The sequence below is a fragment of the Flavobacterium myungsuense genome (genome assembly GCF_042677265.1).
In the GTDB taxonomy this organism is placed as follows: Bacteria; Bacteroidota; Bacteroidia; order Flavobacteriales; family Flavobacteriaceae; genus Flavobacterium; species Flavobacterium myungsuense.
Map to the genome: position 1 here is coordinate 198,475 of NZ_JBHTIZ010000005.1, position 16,791 is coordinate 215,265.

Annotated in this window: 14 protein-coding genes; 8 read left to right on the plus strand and 6 right to left on the minus strand. The window is 32.4% G+C overall.

Annotated elements, in window-relative coordinates; genetic code table 11:
* Nucleotide 1: 1 nt before the first annotated feature.
* Complete coding sequence (locus ACFQ0S_RS01325; RefSeq protein WP_379752411.1) at nucleotides 2–628, minus strand: choice-of-anchor J domain-containing protein; 627 nt, start codon at nucleotides 626–628, stop codon at nucleotides 2–4.
* An 11-nt stretch (nucleotides 629–639) separates the two neighbouring features.
* Nucleotides 640–3,429 (minus strand): carboxypeptidase-like regulatory domain-containing protein, encoded by a 2,790-nt coding sequence (locus tag ACFQ0S_RS01330; RefSeq protein WP_379752413.1) that lies wholly within the window; start codon nucleotides 3,427–3,429, stop codon nucleotides 640–642.
* A gap of 138 nt (nucleotides 3,430–3,567) precedes the next feature.
* On the opposite strand from ACFQ0S_RS01330, the gene ACFQ0S_RS01335 reads away from it, so the two are divergent.
* Both ACFQ0S_RS01335 and amaB read left to right on the plus strand, forming a co-directional pair.
* Nucleotides 3,568–4,674, plus strand: coding sequence for an endonuclease/exonuclease/phosphatase family protein (locus tag ACFQ0S_RS01335; RefSeq protein ID WP_379752415.1), 1,107 nt, complete (start codon nucleotides 3,568–3,570; stop codon nucleotides 4,672–4,674).
* 206 nt (nucleotides 4,675–4,880) lie between these two features.
* A complete protein-coding gene (amaB, locus tag ACFQ0S_RS01340) occupies nucleotides 4,881–6,434 on the plus strand; it encodes an L-piperidine-6-carboxylate dehydrogenase (protein ID WP_379752417.1) in 1,554 nt (517 codons plus the stop codon).
* Between the two features lie 69 nt (nucleotides 6,435–6,503).
* Here the strand turns inward: amaB and ACFQ0S_RS01345 are convergent, their stop codons facing one another.
* The 4 genes from ACFQ0S_RS01345 to ACFQ0S_RS01360 all read right to left on the minus strand — a co-directional run bounded on the left by ACFQ0S_RS01345 (nucleotide 6,504) and on the right by ACFQ0S_RS01360 (nucleotide 9,869).
* A complete protein-coding gene (locus ACFQ0S_RS01345) occupies nucleotides 6,504–6,998 on the minus strand; it encodes a DUF6646 family protein (RefSeq protein ID WP_379752419.1) in 495 nt (164 codons plus the stop codon).
* Nucleotides 6,999–7,043: 45 nt separating this feature from the next.
* Nucleotides 7,044–7,769, minus strand: a complete 726-nt coding sequence (locus ACFQ0S_RS01350; protein WP_379752421.1) for a metallophosphoesterase family protein — start codon at nucleotides 7,767–7,769, stop codon at nucleotides 7,044–7,046.
* A gap of 16 nt (nucleotides 7,770–7,785) precedes the next feature.
* Nucleotides 7,786–8,925 carry an ATP-binding protein gene (locus tag ACFQ0S_RS01355; protein WP_379752423.1) on the minus strand — a complete coding sequence of 380 codons (1,140 nt, stop codon included), beginning with the start codon at nucleotides 8,923–8,925 and terminating at the stop codon, nucleotides 7,786–7,788.
* A 71-nt stretch (nucleotides 8,926–8,996) separates the two neighbouring features.
* On the minus strand, nucleotides 8,997–9,869 hold the full coding sequence (locus ACFQ0S_RS01360) for an aldo/keto reductase (RefSeq protein ID WP_379752425.1): 873 nt from the start codon (nucleotides 9,867–9,869) through the stop codon (nucleotides 8,997–8,999).
* Nucleotides 9,870–10,081: 212 nt separating this feature from the next.
* On the opposite strand from ACFQ0S_RS01360, the gene ACFQ0S_RS01365 reads away from it, so the two are divergent.
* The 6 genes from ACFQ0S_RS01365 to ACFQ0S_RS01390 all read left to right on the plus strand — a co-directional run bounded on the left by ACFQ0S_RS01365 (nucleotide 10,082) and on the right by ACFQ0S_RS01390 (nucleotide 16,754).
* Nucleotides 10,082–11,086, plus strand: coding sequence for an AAA family ATPase (locus ACFQ0S_RS01365; protein WP_379752427.1), 1,005 nt, complete (start codon nucleotides 10,082–10,084; stop codon nucleotides 11,084–11,086).
* A 76-nt stretch (nucleotides 11,087–11,162) separates the two neighbouring features.
* On the plus strand, nucleotides 11,163–12,026 hold the full coding sequence (locus ACFQ0S_RS01370) for a DUF58 domain-containing protein (RefSeq protein WP_379752429.1): 864 nt from the start codon (nucleotides 11,163–11,165) through the stop codon (nucleotides 12,024–12,026).
* Between the two features lie 127 nt (nucleotides 12,027–12,153).
* Complete coding sequence (locus ACFQ0S_RS01375; RefSeq protein ID WP_379752431.1) at nucleotides 12,154–13,803, plus strand: hypothetical protein; 1,650 nt, start codon at nucleotides 12,154–12,156, stop codon at nucleotides 13,801–13,803.
* Entirely contained in the window at nucleotides 13,803–14,804 is a 1,002-nt protein-coding gene (locus tag ACFQ0S_RS01380; RefSeq protein ID WP_379752433.1) for a vWA domain-containing protein, read from the plus strand. The genes ACFQ0S_RS01375 and ACFQ0S_RS01380 overlap by 1 nt, the downstream gene beginning before the upstream one ends.
* Nucleotides 14,805–14,979: 175 nt before the next feature.
* On the plus strand, nucleotides 14,980–16,014 hold the full coding sequence (locus tag ACFQ0S_RS01385) for a vWA domain-containing protein (protein ID WP_379752435.1): 1,035 nt from the start codon (nucleotides 14,980–14,982) through the stop codon (nucleotides 16,012–16,014).
* Nucleotides 16,014–16,754, plus strand: a complete 741-nt coding sequence (locus ACFQ0S_RS01390; protein WP_379752437.1) for a tetratricopeptide repeat protein — start codon at nucleotides 16,014–16,016, stop codon at nucleotides 16,752–16,754. The genes ACFQ0S_RS01385 and ACFQ0S_RS01390 overlap by 1 nt, the downstream gene beginning before the upstream one ends.
* The last annotated feature ends 37 nt before the right edge of the window (nucleotides 16,755–16,791 follow it).

The window sequence follows — 16,791 nt, forward strand, 5'->3', positions numbered from 1 at the left end:
ATTATAAATTTTCAATAATTTTAATGTTATCTATTTGAAATGTTGTTGTTACAGTAGCTTTACTTCCTACGTATTTAAAAGCGATTCGAACATTAGTACTATTATACATGCTGACATCAATATTTCCACTTGACAAAAAGTTATCGGTTTGAACAGTAGGTAAAGTAGGATTTAATTCTGTCCAAGTAGCAGTAGCTAATCCAGCTTGTGTACCATCATAATTTTCAGAAATTAAAACTTTCAATGCAGCACCTTTATAAAACCGTGCTTTGGTATCAAAAGATAAGAGCTCTGATGAGGTTTTTGATAAGTCAATCGCAGGTGAGGTTAACCATACTTCATCATTAACTCCAGCATCAGTATAGAATGAAGAAAACTCAGCAAAATTATTACCGTCAAAAGTTTTTCCTATCCATTTTCTAGAGCCTTTAACATTAAAATTTCCCCAATCTTTTATAGCAATTGGAACTTCAGTAGCACCTGATCCAGTTTTTGAACTGGTAAAATTTTCAAATAGAAATGCTTCCTTTATTTCAGGAATGTCAAAATCGTCTTCCTCTACACAACTTGTAAACAATCCGAAAGAAAGAGTTACAAATAAAACAGTTTTTATAAATACATTTTTCATAGTTTATTAATTTAGAAATTAAAGTAAAGATTTACGAAGTAAGTTCTACCATATCCGTAGAAATATTTGGGTCCAAAAGCGCGAACTCCGCTCACTAAATCTTGTTGTAAATCAGGAAAGGTTGCTTTTCTAGATTGTTCAAAACCACCCGTTTTATATTCTATATCAAATACATTATTCATAGTCACAAACACGCCAAAAGTATTGCTTTTTATTTTCCAAGATTTACCGCCTGTTAAGTTAACTAATGTAAAAGGATCTAACTTTTCTTGTTTTAGTACTTTTCTAACAGATTCTTCGTTTGCTCCAGTGTAAGACAAACCAGTAGTTTTATCAATAGAAAAGTTGTTAGTTCTTAATATATTAGAAATATCTAAATAGGTATCAGCAAGATAGTTTACATTAGCTCCAATCCACCAAAATTTAGGGTCTCTATATTCTATACCAAGAGAATATGCCTGTTGTGGTGTGCCAGCCTGACGAGTTCCTTTTAGAAAAGTTTGTCCAAAATCAGTAATTGGATAGGTATTACTTGTGGTAGCAAGCGCATCATCATTAATTTTTAAATTTGGATTGTTGTCGATTGTATACTGACCATATGATGCTGCTCCAGTAATTTCAATTGTTGAAGTAATTTGGTATTCAATTCCAAGTTCAGCACCAATATTTTTTTTATTTAAACCAGTAACAATTTCACTTATGAATGAATCTTCATCTCCTTCACTATCTGAAATATTTTCGGCATAAAAGAAAGAAATGTCAGTTGAGTTTTGTACTTTAGACATATAACCAGTTAAACGAGCTTTCAATTTAGGCATTCTAAGAATGTAACTTGCATCTGCACTAAAGATATTCTCACTTTCTATATTAGGCGTTATGTTGTTATTCAAACGAGCATTGGCAAACGTGTTTCTTAAAGAAGGAGCTTTAGTCATATAAACCCCATTAAAGTCTAGAAATTGTCTTCCAGTAATTTTATAAGTTAAACCTCCTTTGAAACCAAAGTTTTCAAATGTTGTTTTGCTACCTTTCCCAAAAGAATTTCCTGCATATAAACCGTTTTTATATAACCCCTCTCTTTGATAAATGCTTTTTGAAAAAGATTGTGCTAAGTAAAAGTCAAATTTGTTATATCTGAATTTAAATTGAGTAAAAGCGTCTACCACAGTAGCCATTAGATTGTAGTTGTATCCGTAAGTACCGCCTTCTTTTATTTGCCTGTTCGGATTATTTAAATCAGATTGCGTTGCGTCATCTGAAATACTAGTGTTGAAATTATCAACATCTAAAAAATATGGCCCTCCTAATAAATCTAGTAAATTTTGAAAATTATGAGATTTTAATTTTCTAAACGTAACTCCTGCATTAAGGCTAATATTATCAGACAATGTAGAGTTTAATAAAGAGTTAGCAGTAATTTGTTTATCGTCATTTCTATCTTCATACAAAACGATAGCACTATTGCCTAATTTAGTGTTTTGATTAGCGGTATAAATCTCATTCCAATTAATTTGGCTGTTGTTTGAAAAATTTTGAAAAGCGGTTTCGGCTTCACCATATTTAGGCAGCCAATCTCCAGCAGTAGAATGATAATTCAAATAGTAGCTAGGAAGATTTCTATAATAAGTCGGATCAGGGTTATTAGCGCTTTGAATGTCTAATCTTGTATTTCCAATAGATCCGCTTTGGTATGCCACATTGGTATTCAAATTAGTTTTATCTGTAATTTTCCAATAATGACTTAACATAAGAAAAGGTTCTTCAACATCTTTATCTCTTGAGTTTCTTTTCTTTCCGTTTTGCCAACCCCAATAAGAATTGTATTTAACTCCTTTTATGTCATTAACTTCTTTAGAGTTTGGAGAACTCTTTCCTCTAGTATTTTGAGCGTATATTGATGTAAAATTTAAACTGTGTTTTTCATTGAACTTCTTTTCAACACTAGCAAATAATGAGTTGGCACCATAATCACTTCCCTCAAAATAACCTTCTCTTGCCCAACGTCTAGATCCTGAAACTGTATACGCCCAGCCGTCTTTGTTCATTCCAGCAGCATGAGTACCCATTGCTCTCCAACTGTAATTGGTGTTGGTTCCTGAAAATGAAACTCTTGTTCCTGGTCGGTATATTGATGCCCTAGTATTTATTTCTTGAGTACCTAGAATTCCACCAAAAGTATAATCAGAAGGTGCAGATCCCATACTAAATTCTTGATTTCTAGTAGCATCATTTAAGCCACCCCAGTTACCAAATTGAGGTCTACCGTCATATATTTTGTTCATTGAAATACCATTTATCATAGTAGTACCGTATTCATTGTCTAAACCTCTAATTCTAAATCTTGATTGCCCCCAATTAAATGCTGCTACTTGCTGGAAAGCATCTCTAGAAGCTTGTAATAAACCAGCAGTATTTTCAGAACCACTATTGTCATCGCCTAAATCATTTTCGGTAATGGTAATTAAACTTAATTGCTGTTCTTGAGTGATGTCTTCCTCTAAGACTACAACTCCTAAATCTAACATTTTTTCAGAAATAATTTCAATTTGAAGTAATTGATCTTTGTACCCTTGAGTTCTAATTTGTAACAATTGTTTTCCAATAGGAACATCTGGAATTATAAATTTCCCAATTCCATCCGTTATTTGGGTTAAATTGGTGTTTTGAATCGAGGCAACAACACCTTGTAATGGTTTTTGCGTTTTTGAATCTACTACTTTACCGCTAATTCCGGTTCCTGTTTGAGCAAAAACAAAAAGCACTTGCATCACAAAAAATGCATTAATAACAAGCTTTTTCATAAATAAAATTTAGTTAATCCGTCTTTTTCTTAAAGAATAATCATTTCTTAATACCGCAAATGTACATTATTAATTAATAATAATTACTTTTGCTCATAAGTTTATGTTAAACTTGATAATTTATTAACCTTGTCATTTATGAAAATTAAAACATTAATTCCTGTTTTATTTGTTTTTTTTACAACAGTAACGGTATTTAGCCAACAAAAAAAGTTTCAAGTGCACACTGTGGCCTTTTACAATTTTGAAAATTTATTCGACACTATTAACAACCCTAACATTGATGAAGAATGGCTACCAACCGGAGCTCAGAACTGGACATCGAAGAAATATCATAAAAAATTAGAGAATTTATCAAGAGTTTTATCTGAAATAGGTACTGGTGAAAACCCAAACAATGCACCGACACTTATTGGTGGTTGCGAAATTGAAAATAGAGGTGTTTTAGAGGATTTAGTAAAACAACCCAAAATGGCACCGTACGATTATGGTATTGTGCATTTTGATTCTCCAGATAAAAGAGGCATTGATGTCGCTTTTTTATATCAAAAGAAGCATTTTACACCTACAAGTTATGTAAACATTCCTCTATTGATTTACGATAATTTCTCTAAAGTTAAAGCCGAAAAAGAAACAGATGAAGACAAAGCTGATATGGATAAAGCTGAAGTTGCAAAAGGAGAAAGGCGTTATACCAGAGACATTCTTTTAGTAACTGGTTTTTTAGATGGTGAAGAAGTAAATATTATGGTAAATCACTGGCCATCTCGTTCTGGAGGAGAAAAAAAGAGCAGCCCGTTTCGTGAAGCTGCAGGTAAGTTAAATAGAAAAATTATGGATTCTATTTACAAAATAAATCCTAATGCAAAAATTATGTCAATGGGCGATTTGAATGATGCCACTTATAACAAAAGTGTTAAAGAAGGTATTGGCGCCAAACGCAAAAAAGAAGAAGTAAAACAGTTTGGAATATATAATCCATTTGAAGAGATGTTTTATAAAGGACAGTCGACGTTGTTCTACAGAGATTCTGGAGATATTTTTGATCAAATTATGGTTTCTGAACCTTTAATAAAAACGGATTACTCTTCTTTTAGATATTGGAAAGCCGGTATTTATAACAAACAATATATGATCACTACTGTCGGTCAATATAAAGGATATCCGTTGCGACATACCGCTAACGAAATAGGATTTAGTGATCACTTTCCCGTTTATATTTATTTGATTAAAGAAGCAAAATAAACAGTATATTTTATTTTTAATTTAAAAGGCTAGTTTTTACTAGTCTTTTTTATTTACTATTCCTTTACTTTTTTTAAACATAGAAGAATAATTTTTCAAAAGAAAAATGAATTTATCTGGAATTTTGTTTTTAAAAATAGCTGCAGAATTTATTTATTAACGATATATTTGTATATACTATAACAAATTCAAGTAAAAAAGTTACAATGACAACAATAGCGCAACAATTCGGTATGCCCGAAGCACTTCAACAATTAGGGATACACACTATCAACGAAGGAACTTCAACAGGGCAAAACTTTTTTTCGAACGGAGAACTTTTGGAAAGTTTTTCTCCGGTTGACGGGCAATTAATTGCGACGGTTAAAACATCTACTAGTGCTGATTATGAAAAAGTAATGCAAACTGCAACGGAAGCTTTTCAATCTTTCCGAACCATGCCAGCGCCACAAAGAGGGGAAATTGTAAGGCAGTTTGGAGAAAAATTACGTAAAAATAAAGAAGCATTAGGAAAACTTGTTTCGTATGAAATGGGAAAATCGCTTCAAGAAGGCTATGGAGAAGTCCAAGAAATGATAGACATCTGCGATTTTGCAGTTGGATTGTCTCGTCAATTGCACGGTTTAACGATGCACTCCGAACGACCGGGTCACCGAATGTACGAACAATACCATCCACTAGGTGTAGTAGGAATTATTTCGGCATTCAATTTTCCTGTAGCAGTTTGGGCTTGGAACACTGCTCTAGCATGGATATCTGGTGATGTTTGTGTATGGAAACCCTCAGAAAAAACACCGTTATGTGGAGTTGCCTGTCAAAATATTATTGCACAAGTAATTAAAGAAAATAATCTTCCAGAAGGAATTTCCTGTTTGATAAACGGAGATTATACCGTTGGAGAGTTAATGACAAATGACAAACGAATTCCTTTAATTTCAGCTACAGGATCTACCCGAATGGGAAAAATTGTAGCACAAGCGGTTGCAGCAAGATTAGGAAAATCATTATTAGAATTAGGAGGTAATAATGCCATTATAGTTACTCCTGATGCCGATATAAAAATGACAGTCATAGGTGCCGTTTTTGGAGCTGTAGGAACTGCTGGTCAGCGCTGTACATCAACTCGTAGACTAATTATCCACGAAAGTATTTATGATATAGTAAAAGACGCTTTGGTATCGGCTTATGGGCAATTAAAAATTGGAAATCCACTAGATCAAAACAATCATGTTGGCCCTTTAATTGATGTACATGCTGTAGAAATGTATAAAAAGGCGCTTTCAAAAGTAGTAGCTCAAGGTGGAAAAATTTTAGTAGAAGGTGCTGTCTTTTCAGGGCAAGGTTATGAAAGCGGCTGTTATGTAAAACCTGCAATTGCCGAAGCTGATAACTCATTTGAAATCGTTCAGCACGAAACGTTTGCTCCTGTTTTATATTTACTAAAATACTCAGGAACATTAGAAAACGCAATTCAATTACAAAATGGAGTGGTTCAAGGGTTATCATCAGCAATAATGACGAATAATTTGCGTGAAGCCGAATTGTTCCTGTCGGTTGTTGGATCAGATTGTGGCATTGCAAATGTAAACATTGGCACTTCTGGTGCCGAAATTGGTGGTGCATTTGGTGGCGAAAAAGAAACGGGTGGAGGTCGAGAATCAGGTTCTGACGCATGGAAAATATACATGAGACGACAAACCAATACCATAAATTATACTACAAGTTTACCTTTAGCGCAAGGGATAAAGTTTGATTTATAGTGCAAGATAAAGTAATAAAAAAAATCGCCAATTGGCGATTTTTTTATAAAAATTTCAAATTAACATTCCCTACAAGTTAAATGAAATACCTACATTTAATGTAAATTGATTGTTGTAATTGTCAAAGCCAATAATTGTTGTGTCATACTTAGCAATAGGAATTCCAGCTTCAGAATACAGTCCAAAACCATCTGTAAAGAAATAACGGAACCCTAAATGAGCACCAAAATTTCTTAACCCTAGATTTAGTCCAGGATAAATGTCCATTTTTGGGTTCAATTTAAGAACATTTCCAATGTTAGCACTAAAACGAGCTTTTAAGTCAAATCTATCTTCAAATTCAGGTTTAACAATTAAATTATCTTGTACTGATAACAAATAATTAGCAGTAAAACCATACGACATATTTTCACCAATTCCGAAGTCAGTTGATAATTGAATTCCTGTTGCTCCATCTTGAATGTTAGCACCAACTTGAGCTTTTGTATCTCCTTTTCCTTTAAAAGCTTGCGCATTAATTAAACCAAACGATAGTAATAGTGATAAGGTAATGATTTTTTTCATGATTTAAATGTTTTAATTACTAATACAAAAATAACTTAAATTTTTTTAATTTCTACCTTTTTCATTTGGGTATAAATTTGGTAGAGGTTCACTTTGCCAAAACTCTTTAGTATCAATATCCATAATTGTAAGAGGTCCTTTAAAAGCAGCACCAGTATCTAAATTCCAAATTTTAGCTTTTTGTACAGGTATGGTTTGGTTTATTCTGGTTACAGGAGTATGACCAATATAAATTTCGTCATAAAGCAGCAACCTTTTAGGATAAGACAAGTCAGAAGTTTTCATGTTTTTATCTAATGCTAATGCTGTTTCCCACAGCGTTCTATCCCAATAAAATGATTTCGGAAAATACTCAAAATCAATCCCATTTAAATTCGTGAATCCGGCGTGAATAAACAATCGGTTTCTATCGTCTAAATGATAATTCTGTAGTGTTTTTAGAAACTCAACATGACTCTGTTTTTTATCCATTTTTACATCTACATAGGCTAAAACGGTTGATTCTCCGCCATGTTTGTACCACAATTCGTTATCTTTACTTTCGTTAAGCCAAGAATGCAAAAGGTCATCATGGTTTCCTCTTATAAAAATACAGTTTTGTTGTTTATTTAGTGAAATTAAAAAATCTAAAACCTCTGGAGATTGACTCCACCCGTCTACATAATCCCCTAAAAAAATTAATTGGTCATTTGTTGTAACTTTAGCTCTTTCAAAAATTTGATGTAGGGCACGTAATCCTCCATGAATATCGCCTATAACAAGTGTTCTCATTTATATGAATTGTATTTTATGGGGTATCGTATTTCATTTTTCTCAAAATGCGTAAAGCTTCTTTAAACGACAAATATACTTGACTAAATGGTTTTAAAAGAGCTTTTGCTTCAATAAGTTTTAGCTTGGCATCTTCAAAGCCATTGAGATAACAAATCATAAAAGCAGAGGGTAAATTTTCTAAATCTTTAAACTCTCTTTCTGATAATGAAAGTCCATTTTGTAATTTTCGTATTAATGTCAAATTGGTATTGTAAATATGAAACAACATTTTTTTATTAAATTCAGGAGGTTGAAACAACATTTCCATATTAATAGTATAATACCCATTTTCATAAAACTGAATGGTTTGTTTCTCTAAAGGATAAAAACTGGTTTTATCATTTAAACCTAACGGAACATATTCTACAATTGTAAAAGTATCGTCATTAAAACTTATAGTTACTACATCTTGAGCAGAATAAAACAATTTAATTTGTTCGTTAATTAATTCTATATCAACACGAGACAAATAAATGGTATCTCTAACTTTCTTTGGAATTCCCGCCCAGCAAATGACAAATAACTCTTTAAAAACGTTATATTTTGGAGACATGTCTTTATGTTTTAAATTCATAAATTCAATTACACCGTCTAAAGTATATTTGATGCTATTTCTAGAATTATTCTCAATTCCAATAACGGTTTCTGTGTTTTGATAATTTTTTTCAAATTCAGTTTCAATAGGAACAGTATTGCTTCCTCGTCTTATAAATACGCTTTTAGCAAGAATGGTATGTATGCCTTTTTTGAAATATGACGTTTTGCTTTTCGCTTTGATTGTTACAAGTCCGACTACTTTATCTTTGGGTAAATTAGGGAAAGGCACATTTTCGTATTGAATTTTTGGTGGGTTTTCTAAAAAAGCATTTACCAAATTTTGAATGTGGCTGTCATCAAAAAAATCATCACCAACAATTTCGTTATCATGATCTTCTACACCCACTACAATATAGGAATTATTTGTAGGATTAGAATTAGACAAGGCACAAATGTGTTTTAAAAACTTGGCTTTTCCTTCTCTAGTATGCAAATTTAACTGACGCTTTTTATCATAAAAACTACTCTCATCATTGTGAGCCAAAAGGTTTTTAATAAGAAGGCGTTTGTTTATCATTTTTAATAGTTTTCAGTTCTAGTAGCATCATTCAGTTTTGCAACTACTGTAAAAACGAGACTATACACTTTTTAAGGCACATCCTCTCCCATGCTTTCTGCCCAAATAGCAAACCAATCTTCTTTTTCAAGTTGTAATTCTACAGCTTTTATTAGTGATTGTATTCTAGCGATATTTACCGTTCCTGCTATAGGAATTACTTTTGCTGGATGCTGCAAAACCCAAGAAAGTAAGATAGTATCAGATCCCAAACCGTACTTTTCAACTAATTTAACTAATACTTTTTTCAATCTTCTGGTTTGTTCAATGTCTTCTCTAAAAACGGTTCCAAGAGGATTCCATGACATGGGTCTTATGCTGTGAATTTGCATATAGTCTAGGCTTCCGTCCAGCATCGCTTCATGATGAGTTGCTGAGAATTGAATTTGATTGAAACTTACTTCTGTTTTCTGACGAATTAATTCGGTCTGCGAAGGGGTGAAATTTGAAAGTCCAAAATCAATGATTTTACCTTCAGTTTTTAATTTCAAAACGGCTTCAGCAATTTCATCAGCTTGCATTAAGGGGCTTGGTCTATGAAGTAAAAGCACATCTAAAAAATCAGTTTGCAAATTTTTTAGTGAATTTTCTACCGACCAAATAATGTAATCTTTTGAATAATTATAATGTTTAATAGAATTGGTTCTGTTTTCAGAAATCAATTGAATACCGCACTTTGAAATTAGCTGCATTTTTTCTCTAGCAATGGCACTTGAGGCAAAGGCTTTCCCAAAAGTAGCTTCAGTGGTGTAGGAACCATAAATGTCGGCATGGTCAAAGGTTGTAATTTTGTTTTCTAAGCAGATATGAATCATGCTTTCCATTTCTTTTTGTGAAAGATTTTTATCCCAAACTCCCCAATTCATAGTGCCAGCAATAATTGGCGATAATACAGTTTTACTCATTTTTCTAAGGATTAAAATTTATAAAATAGCTATCTAATTTAGAAGATATTTATTTAAGTTCTTAAAAATATAAAAATTGTTTCACAAATCGTCCTTAAAATTCAAGCTATTCCATAAGTTTTAACCATTTTTTAACATCTTACTTCTAAAAAAAATTTCAATTTGCACCGTTAAAATAATCGAATACAATTTACAGCAACAAATAAAAGGAAATGGAAGAAAATATTGGGACTCTAGACATTAGAGCAATTAATGAAAAAATAGAAAGAGAAAGTGCTTTTATTGATTTACTTACCATGGAAATGAACAAAGTAATCGTTGGACAAAAGCACATGATAGAACGATTATTAATAGGTCTTTTGGGTCAAGGCCATATTTTATTAGAAGGAGTTCCAGGATTAGCAAAAACATTAGCTATAAATACTTTGTCTCAAGCTGTTCATGGTTCTTTTAGTAGAATTCAATTTACTCCTGATTTATTGCCTGCCGATGTAATTGGAACCATGATTTATAATATTAAATCAAATGAGTTTTCAATAAAAAAAGGACCTATTTTTGCTAATTTCGTACTCGCAGATGAAATTAATAGAGCTCCAGCCAAAGTACAATCTGCTTTATTAGAAGCCATGCAGGAAAAACAAGTTACTATTGGCGATACTACTTTTAAGTTAGACAAACCTTTTTTGGTTCTAGCAACTCAAAACCCAATTGAACAAGAAGGTACGTATCCTTTACCAGAAGCTCAAGTCGATCGTTTTATGCTAAAAACAGTTATCGATTATCCAAAAATGGAAGACGAGAGATTGGTTGTTCGTCAGAATCTAAAAGGAACTTACGAAAAAGTAAATCCGGTAGTCTCTGTAGAACAAATTCTTCGTGCGCAAGAGGCTGTTCGCGAGGTGTATATGGACGAAAAAATTGAAAAATATATTTTAGATATTATTTTTGCCACTCGTTATCCTGAAAAATACAAACTAGAAAGTTTAAAACCATTAATCAGTTTTGGATCTTCACCACGTGGTAGCATCAATTTAGCCAATGCTGCAAAATGTTATGCGTTTATTAAACGTCGTGGGTATGTAATACCTGAGGATGTTCGTGCCGTTGTTCATGATGTATTACGCCATAGAATTGGTATTACTTATGAAGCGGAAGCTGAAAACATTACTTCAGTGGATATTATCAACAAAATTGTAAACGAGATTGAAGTACCTTAAATTTTTGTTTCAAGTTTAAAGTTTCAAGTTAAAGTAACCTGAAACAAAGAAAACCTGAAACCTGAAACAAAGAAAAATGGAAACAAAAGACCTCTTAAAAAAAGTACGAAAAATAGAAATCAAAACTCGAAGATTGAGCGATCATATCTTTTCTGGCGAATACCATACTTCTTTTAAAGGACGAGGAATGACTTTTTCTGAAGTGCGTCCGTATCAGTTTGGTGATGACATTCGTGCTATCGATTGGAATGTAACCGCTCGTTATAATGAAGCTCATGTTAAAGTTTTTGAAGAAGAACGAGAGTTAACGATGATGTTAATGGTTGATATTTCTGGTTCAGAGAGTTTTGGAACTAAAAATCAATTCAAAAAAGATATCGTTACTGAGATTGCTGCTACTATGGCTTTTTCGGCAACTCAAAACAATGATAAAATAGGATTAATTTTATTTTCAGACCAAATAGAATTATATATTCCGCCCAAAAAAGGACGTTCGCATGTTTTGCGAATTATTAGAGAATTGATAGAGTTTCAGCCTAAAAGCTTCAAAACCGATATTGCTCAAGCATTAAAATTTTTATCTGGAACTCAAAAAAAGAAAGCAATTGTATTTGTAATCTCTGATTTTATGTCTGATGACTATGAACAAACGCTTAAAATTGCTTCCAAAAAACACGATATTACAGGAATTCGAGTTTACGATATTCGAGAAGAAAAAATGCCAAATTTAGGAATGGTTTCTATGCTAGATGCTGAAACTGGTGAAACACAATTAATAAATACAGGTTCTAAACTAGTTCGAATGAATTATGAGAAATACTATCATGACAAAGTAAAATATTTTAAAGAAACGTTTAGTAAATCAGGTTCTGGAGTTGTCAATACTCGGGTAGATGAGAGTTATGTAACTAAATTGTTGGGATATTTTAAATCTAGATAAAAATGTAACCACAAAGCCCACAAAGAAGACACAAAGAACACCATTTTGTACTTTTCTTTAGCTTTGTGAACCTAGTACCTTCTTTGTGAACTTTGTGTTTAAGAATAAGGCATTAAAAAAATTAAAAATGAAGTTTAAATTATTTTTATTATTACTATTTTCAACAGCTCTTTTTGCTCAAAAGGCAACGGTTTCTATTGACACCACTAAAAATAAAATTGGAGCCGAGTTCAAACTAACCATAAAAACAGTTGTAGATACTTCATCAAAAGTAGTTTTTCCGACTACCAAAAACTTTGGGTTGTTAGAAGTTATTAGGTCGTATGCCATTGATACCATTAAAAACAACGACAAATACGAACTCATCAAAAAATATGGCTTAACTCAGTTTGATACCGGTAGATTTACCATTCCTAAAATTCCAATACTTATAAACAAGAAACCTTTTTTTACTGATAGTATTGCCGTTGAGGTTTCAAATGTTGTTGTCGATACTTTAAAGCAAAAGATGTTCGACATTAAACCAATTGCAGAAGCATCATCAAGTAAAAGTTGGATTTGGAAATTGCTCCTAGTTTTGTTGGTACTTGCAGGAATTGGAGCTTTCGTTTATTGGTGGCTCAAAATTCGCCAGAAGAAAAAAATTGAAGAGGAAATATATAAAACACCTATAGAAAAAGCCACCAGTTTATTAAATACTCTTGAAAAAAAGGAGCTTTGGCAAAAAGGAGAAATCAAAGCCTATTATAGCGAATTAACAGATATTGCTAGAAATTACATTGAAGAAGCCATTGAAATTCCAGCAATGGAATGCACAACAGCCGAATTGATTGAAGCCATTAAAAAAGCATCTCAAAAAAAGAAGATGGCACTTTCTCAAGAAACTATAGAAAATTTAGAACAAGTATTAAGACAAGCCGATTTAGTAAAGTTTGCCAAATCAAAACCTTTAGATTTTGAGATAACCGAAGACCGCAAGAAAATAGAAAAATCAATTATTATTCTTGACAAATCGATTCCTGTTATAGAAGAAAATCAAGATGAATTGTTATTAAACGAACTACAACGTCAAGAACAAATAAAAAAGCAATTACAAAAGAAACGAAAAAGCAGGATTTTAACTGCTGTTGGATTTGTTCTTGCAGCTATCATCGGACTATTTATTTTCTTTGTAATTACTAAAGGTTTCGATTTTGTAAAAGACACTGTTTTAGGAAATCAATCTAAGGAATTACTTGAAGGAGAATGGATATATAGCGAATACGGGAATCCAAGTGTAGCAATAGAAACCCCAAAAGTTTTAAAAAGAGTAGATTTAACAAGTAGCCTTCCAAAAGAAGGTTTAGCAGTTATAAAAGACATGCAATCCTTTGCCTACGGAAGTCTTATTAGTGATTTTTATTTAATGGTTTCTACAGTTAGTTTTAAGCAAGACCCGAGCGCTAGCGAACCGGCGAAGCAAACTGAAGTTGATTTGTCAAACGCTTTAGAAGGCTCATTAAAAATGATTGAATTGCAAGGCGGACAAAATATGATTGTAAAGCAGGAAGAGTTTGATACAAAACAAGGTGTTAAAGGCATCAAAGGCTACGGGACTTTTTCGAGAATTAATTCGATTACAAAAACCAGCTCTAAAGTATATTATGAAATTTTATTGTTTAGTCAAAACGGAGGTTTGCAACAAATTATTATGTTACACCAAGAAGGCGATCAATATGCCAACCAAATATCTGAAAGAGTTTTAAATTCAGTAGAACTTAAAGTAGCAAACGAATAATGAAAAACGTAACTTTTTTAAATCCTGAGTTTTTCTGGCTATTTTTATTGATTCCAGTGGCTATTGCATGGTTGTTTTGGAAAAGAAACCAGCAATCTACAACTTTAAAAATAAGTTCGTTAAAAGGTTTTCAAGCTTCAGGTTCTTTTTTAGCAAAAGTAAAACCCTTTTTATTCGTACTTCGATTATTAGCTTTGAGTTCGCTAATTGTAGCAATGGCAAGACCAAGAACAGTAGATGTTAGCAACAAAACCAAAACAACAAAAGGAATTGATATTGTTATGGCAATTGACGTTTCAGGAAGTATGCTAGCAAAAGATTTAAAACCAAATCGAATGGAAGCACTAAAAAGAGTAGCTTCTGATTTTGTTGTAGAAAGACCAAACGATAGAATAGGATTAGTGGTTTACGCTGCTGAAGCCTATACAAAATCGCCTGTAACAAGCGATAAAGCTGTAGTTTTGGATGCAATAAGTAGTATAAAATACGATAATGTTTTGCAAGACGGTACTGGAATTGGAATGGGCTTAACCACAGCAATAAATAGATTAAAAGACAGTAAAGCCAAAAGTAAAATTATTATTTTGTTAACCGACGGTGTAAACAATGCTGGATTTATTGAGCCAGAAACGGCTTCAGATATTGCACAACAATACGGAATTAAAGTCTACACAATAGGAATTGGCACAAACGGAATGGCCGATTTTCCGTATGCAATTGCTCCAAACGGTCAATTTCTTTTCAGAATGATGAAAGTAGAAATAGATGTCAATTTATTACAAAGTATTGCTAAAAAAACAGGCGGAAAATATTTTAGAGCCACTGGAAATGATAAGTTAGCGCAAATTTATAACGAAATTAATAAACTTGAAACTACAGAAATTGAAGAGTTAAAGTTCTATGATTACGACGAAAAATACCGTCCATTTGTATGGATTGCCGGTTTGTTGCTTTTAGTAGAAATTAGTTTACGAAACACGATTTTTAGAAGTTTTATATAAACATAAACATGAAGCCCACAAGGCTGATTATGATAGCTTCCAACAATAAATAGTAGCGAGAAAGATTTATTATAAACAGTGTTAAAAATAAATAAACGGAATAGTATAAATTATAGTTTGCAATTAACTTTGTGAACTTAGTGAAAAAACTTAGTGCCCCTAGTGGTCAAACAAAATGGAATTAGAAGAAAAAGGCTATTTATATCTCTTACTATTACTACCAATTTTGGCGGTGCTTTTCTTGTACATTCAAATCTGGAAAAAGAAAAAGCAACGCGAGTTTGGCGATTTAGATTTAGTAAAAAAGTTAAGTCCAGATCAATCTTTATTCAAACCTATACTTAAATTTATAATTATACTTTTGGCTTTTGTTGCATTAATTTTTGGATTAGTGAATCCTAAAATTGGAACTAAAGTGGAAACTGTAAAGCGAGAAGGAATAGACATTGTTTTTGCAATGGACGTTTCTAAAAGTATGCTTGCTGAAGATGTAGCCCCTAGTCGATTAGAAAAAAGCAAACAAGTTGTTTCACAAATTATTAATCAATTGGGAAATGATAGAATTGGAATTGTAGCCTATGCCGGAAGTGCATTTCCAGTTTTGCCTATCACGACTGATTATGGTGTTGCCAAAATGTTCTTGCAAAGTACCAATACAAATATGGTTTCTTCTCAAGGAACTTCTTTAGAAGACGCAATAGAGCTATCATCTACTTATTTCGATAAAGGAAATAAAACGAGTAAATTACTAATTTTATTGTCGGATGGTGAAGATCATACAGAAGGAGCTGAGTCGGCAGCAGCCGAAGCCAATAAAAACGGCATGAAAATTATCACTATTGGACTCGGAACAGAAAAAGGAGGGCCAATTCCTATAAAACAAAACGGAGTAGTAGAAAGTTTTAAAAGAGATAATAATAATGATGTTGTTATTACAAAACTAAATCAAGAAAGTCTTGAAAATATAGCAAAAGCTACTAATGGAGGTTATATAAACGGAAACAACACCAAGCAGGTGGTAGAATATGTTAAAAAAGCTTTAGAAAATATTCAAAAAACAGAATTTGAAGCCACACAAATGGCAAACTTTCAATCGCAATTTCAATGGTTTTTGGGCATTGCTTTTGCATTATTGTTTTTAGATGTTTTTCTGTCAGAAAGAGCAACAAGTTGGATAAAGAAGTTGAATTTATTTAATGAAAAGGAATAATGAAAAAGCGTTTTTTATATAGCTTATTATTTTTTTCAACGGCAATTTTTGCTCAAGAAAAAGATGCTAATCTACCAAAAGGAAATCAAGAGTTCGAAGATAAAAACTATACTGAGGCAGAGGCCGATTATAGAATATCGCAATCGAAAACTCCAAAAAGTGAACTTGCCTCTTACAATTTAGGAAATGCCATTTACAGACAAAATCAATCTAGCGAAGCAAAGAATTCCTATTTGAAAGCTATAGAAAATTCAAAAACAAGAACTCAAAAACATCAAGCATTTCACAATTTAGGGAATGTTTTTATGAAAGAAAAAGAGTATTCACAAGCAGTCCAATCTTATAAAAACGCACTAAGAAACAATCCATCAGACGAGGAAACACGATACAATTATGCTTTAGCTAAAAAAATGCTAAAAGAAAACCCTCCCAAAAAAGACGATAAAAAAGACAAGAATAAAGACAAAAAGGACGATAAAAAAGATAAGGATAAAAAGGACGACAAGAAAGAAGGCGACAAAGACAATAAAGACGACAAAAAAGAAGGAAATAAGGATAAGAAAGACGATAAAGGCAACGAAAAACCTAACGAAAAACCACAACCTAAACCGGGCGGAATTTCTAAAGAACGATTGCAAAATTTAATGGATGCAGTCAATAACGAAGAAAAGAAAGTTCAGGAAAAAGTAAATGCTCAGAAAGTAAAAGGCAAACCTGTACAAACAGAAAAAGATTGGTAGTTTTTATAGTCTAAAATCGATTAAATGAACAACGATT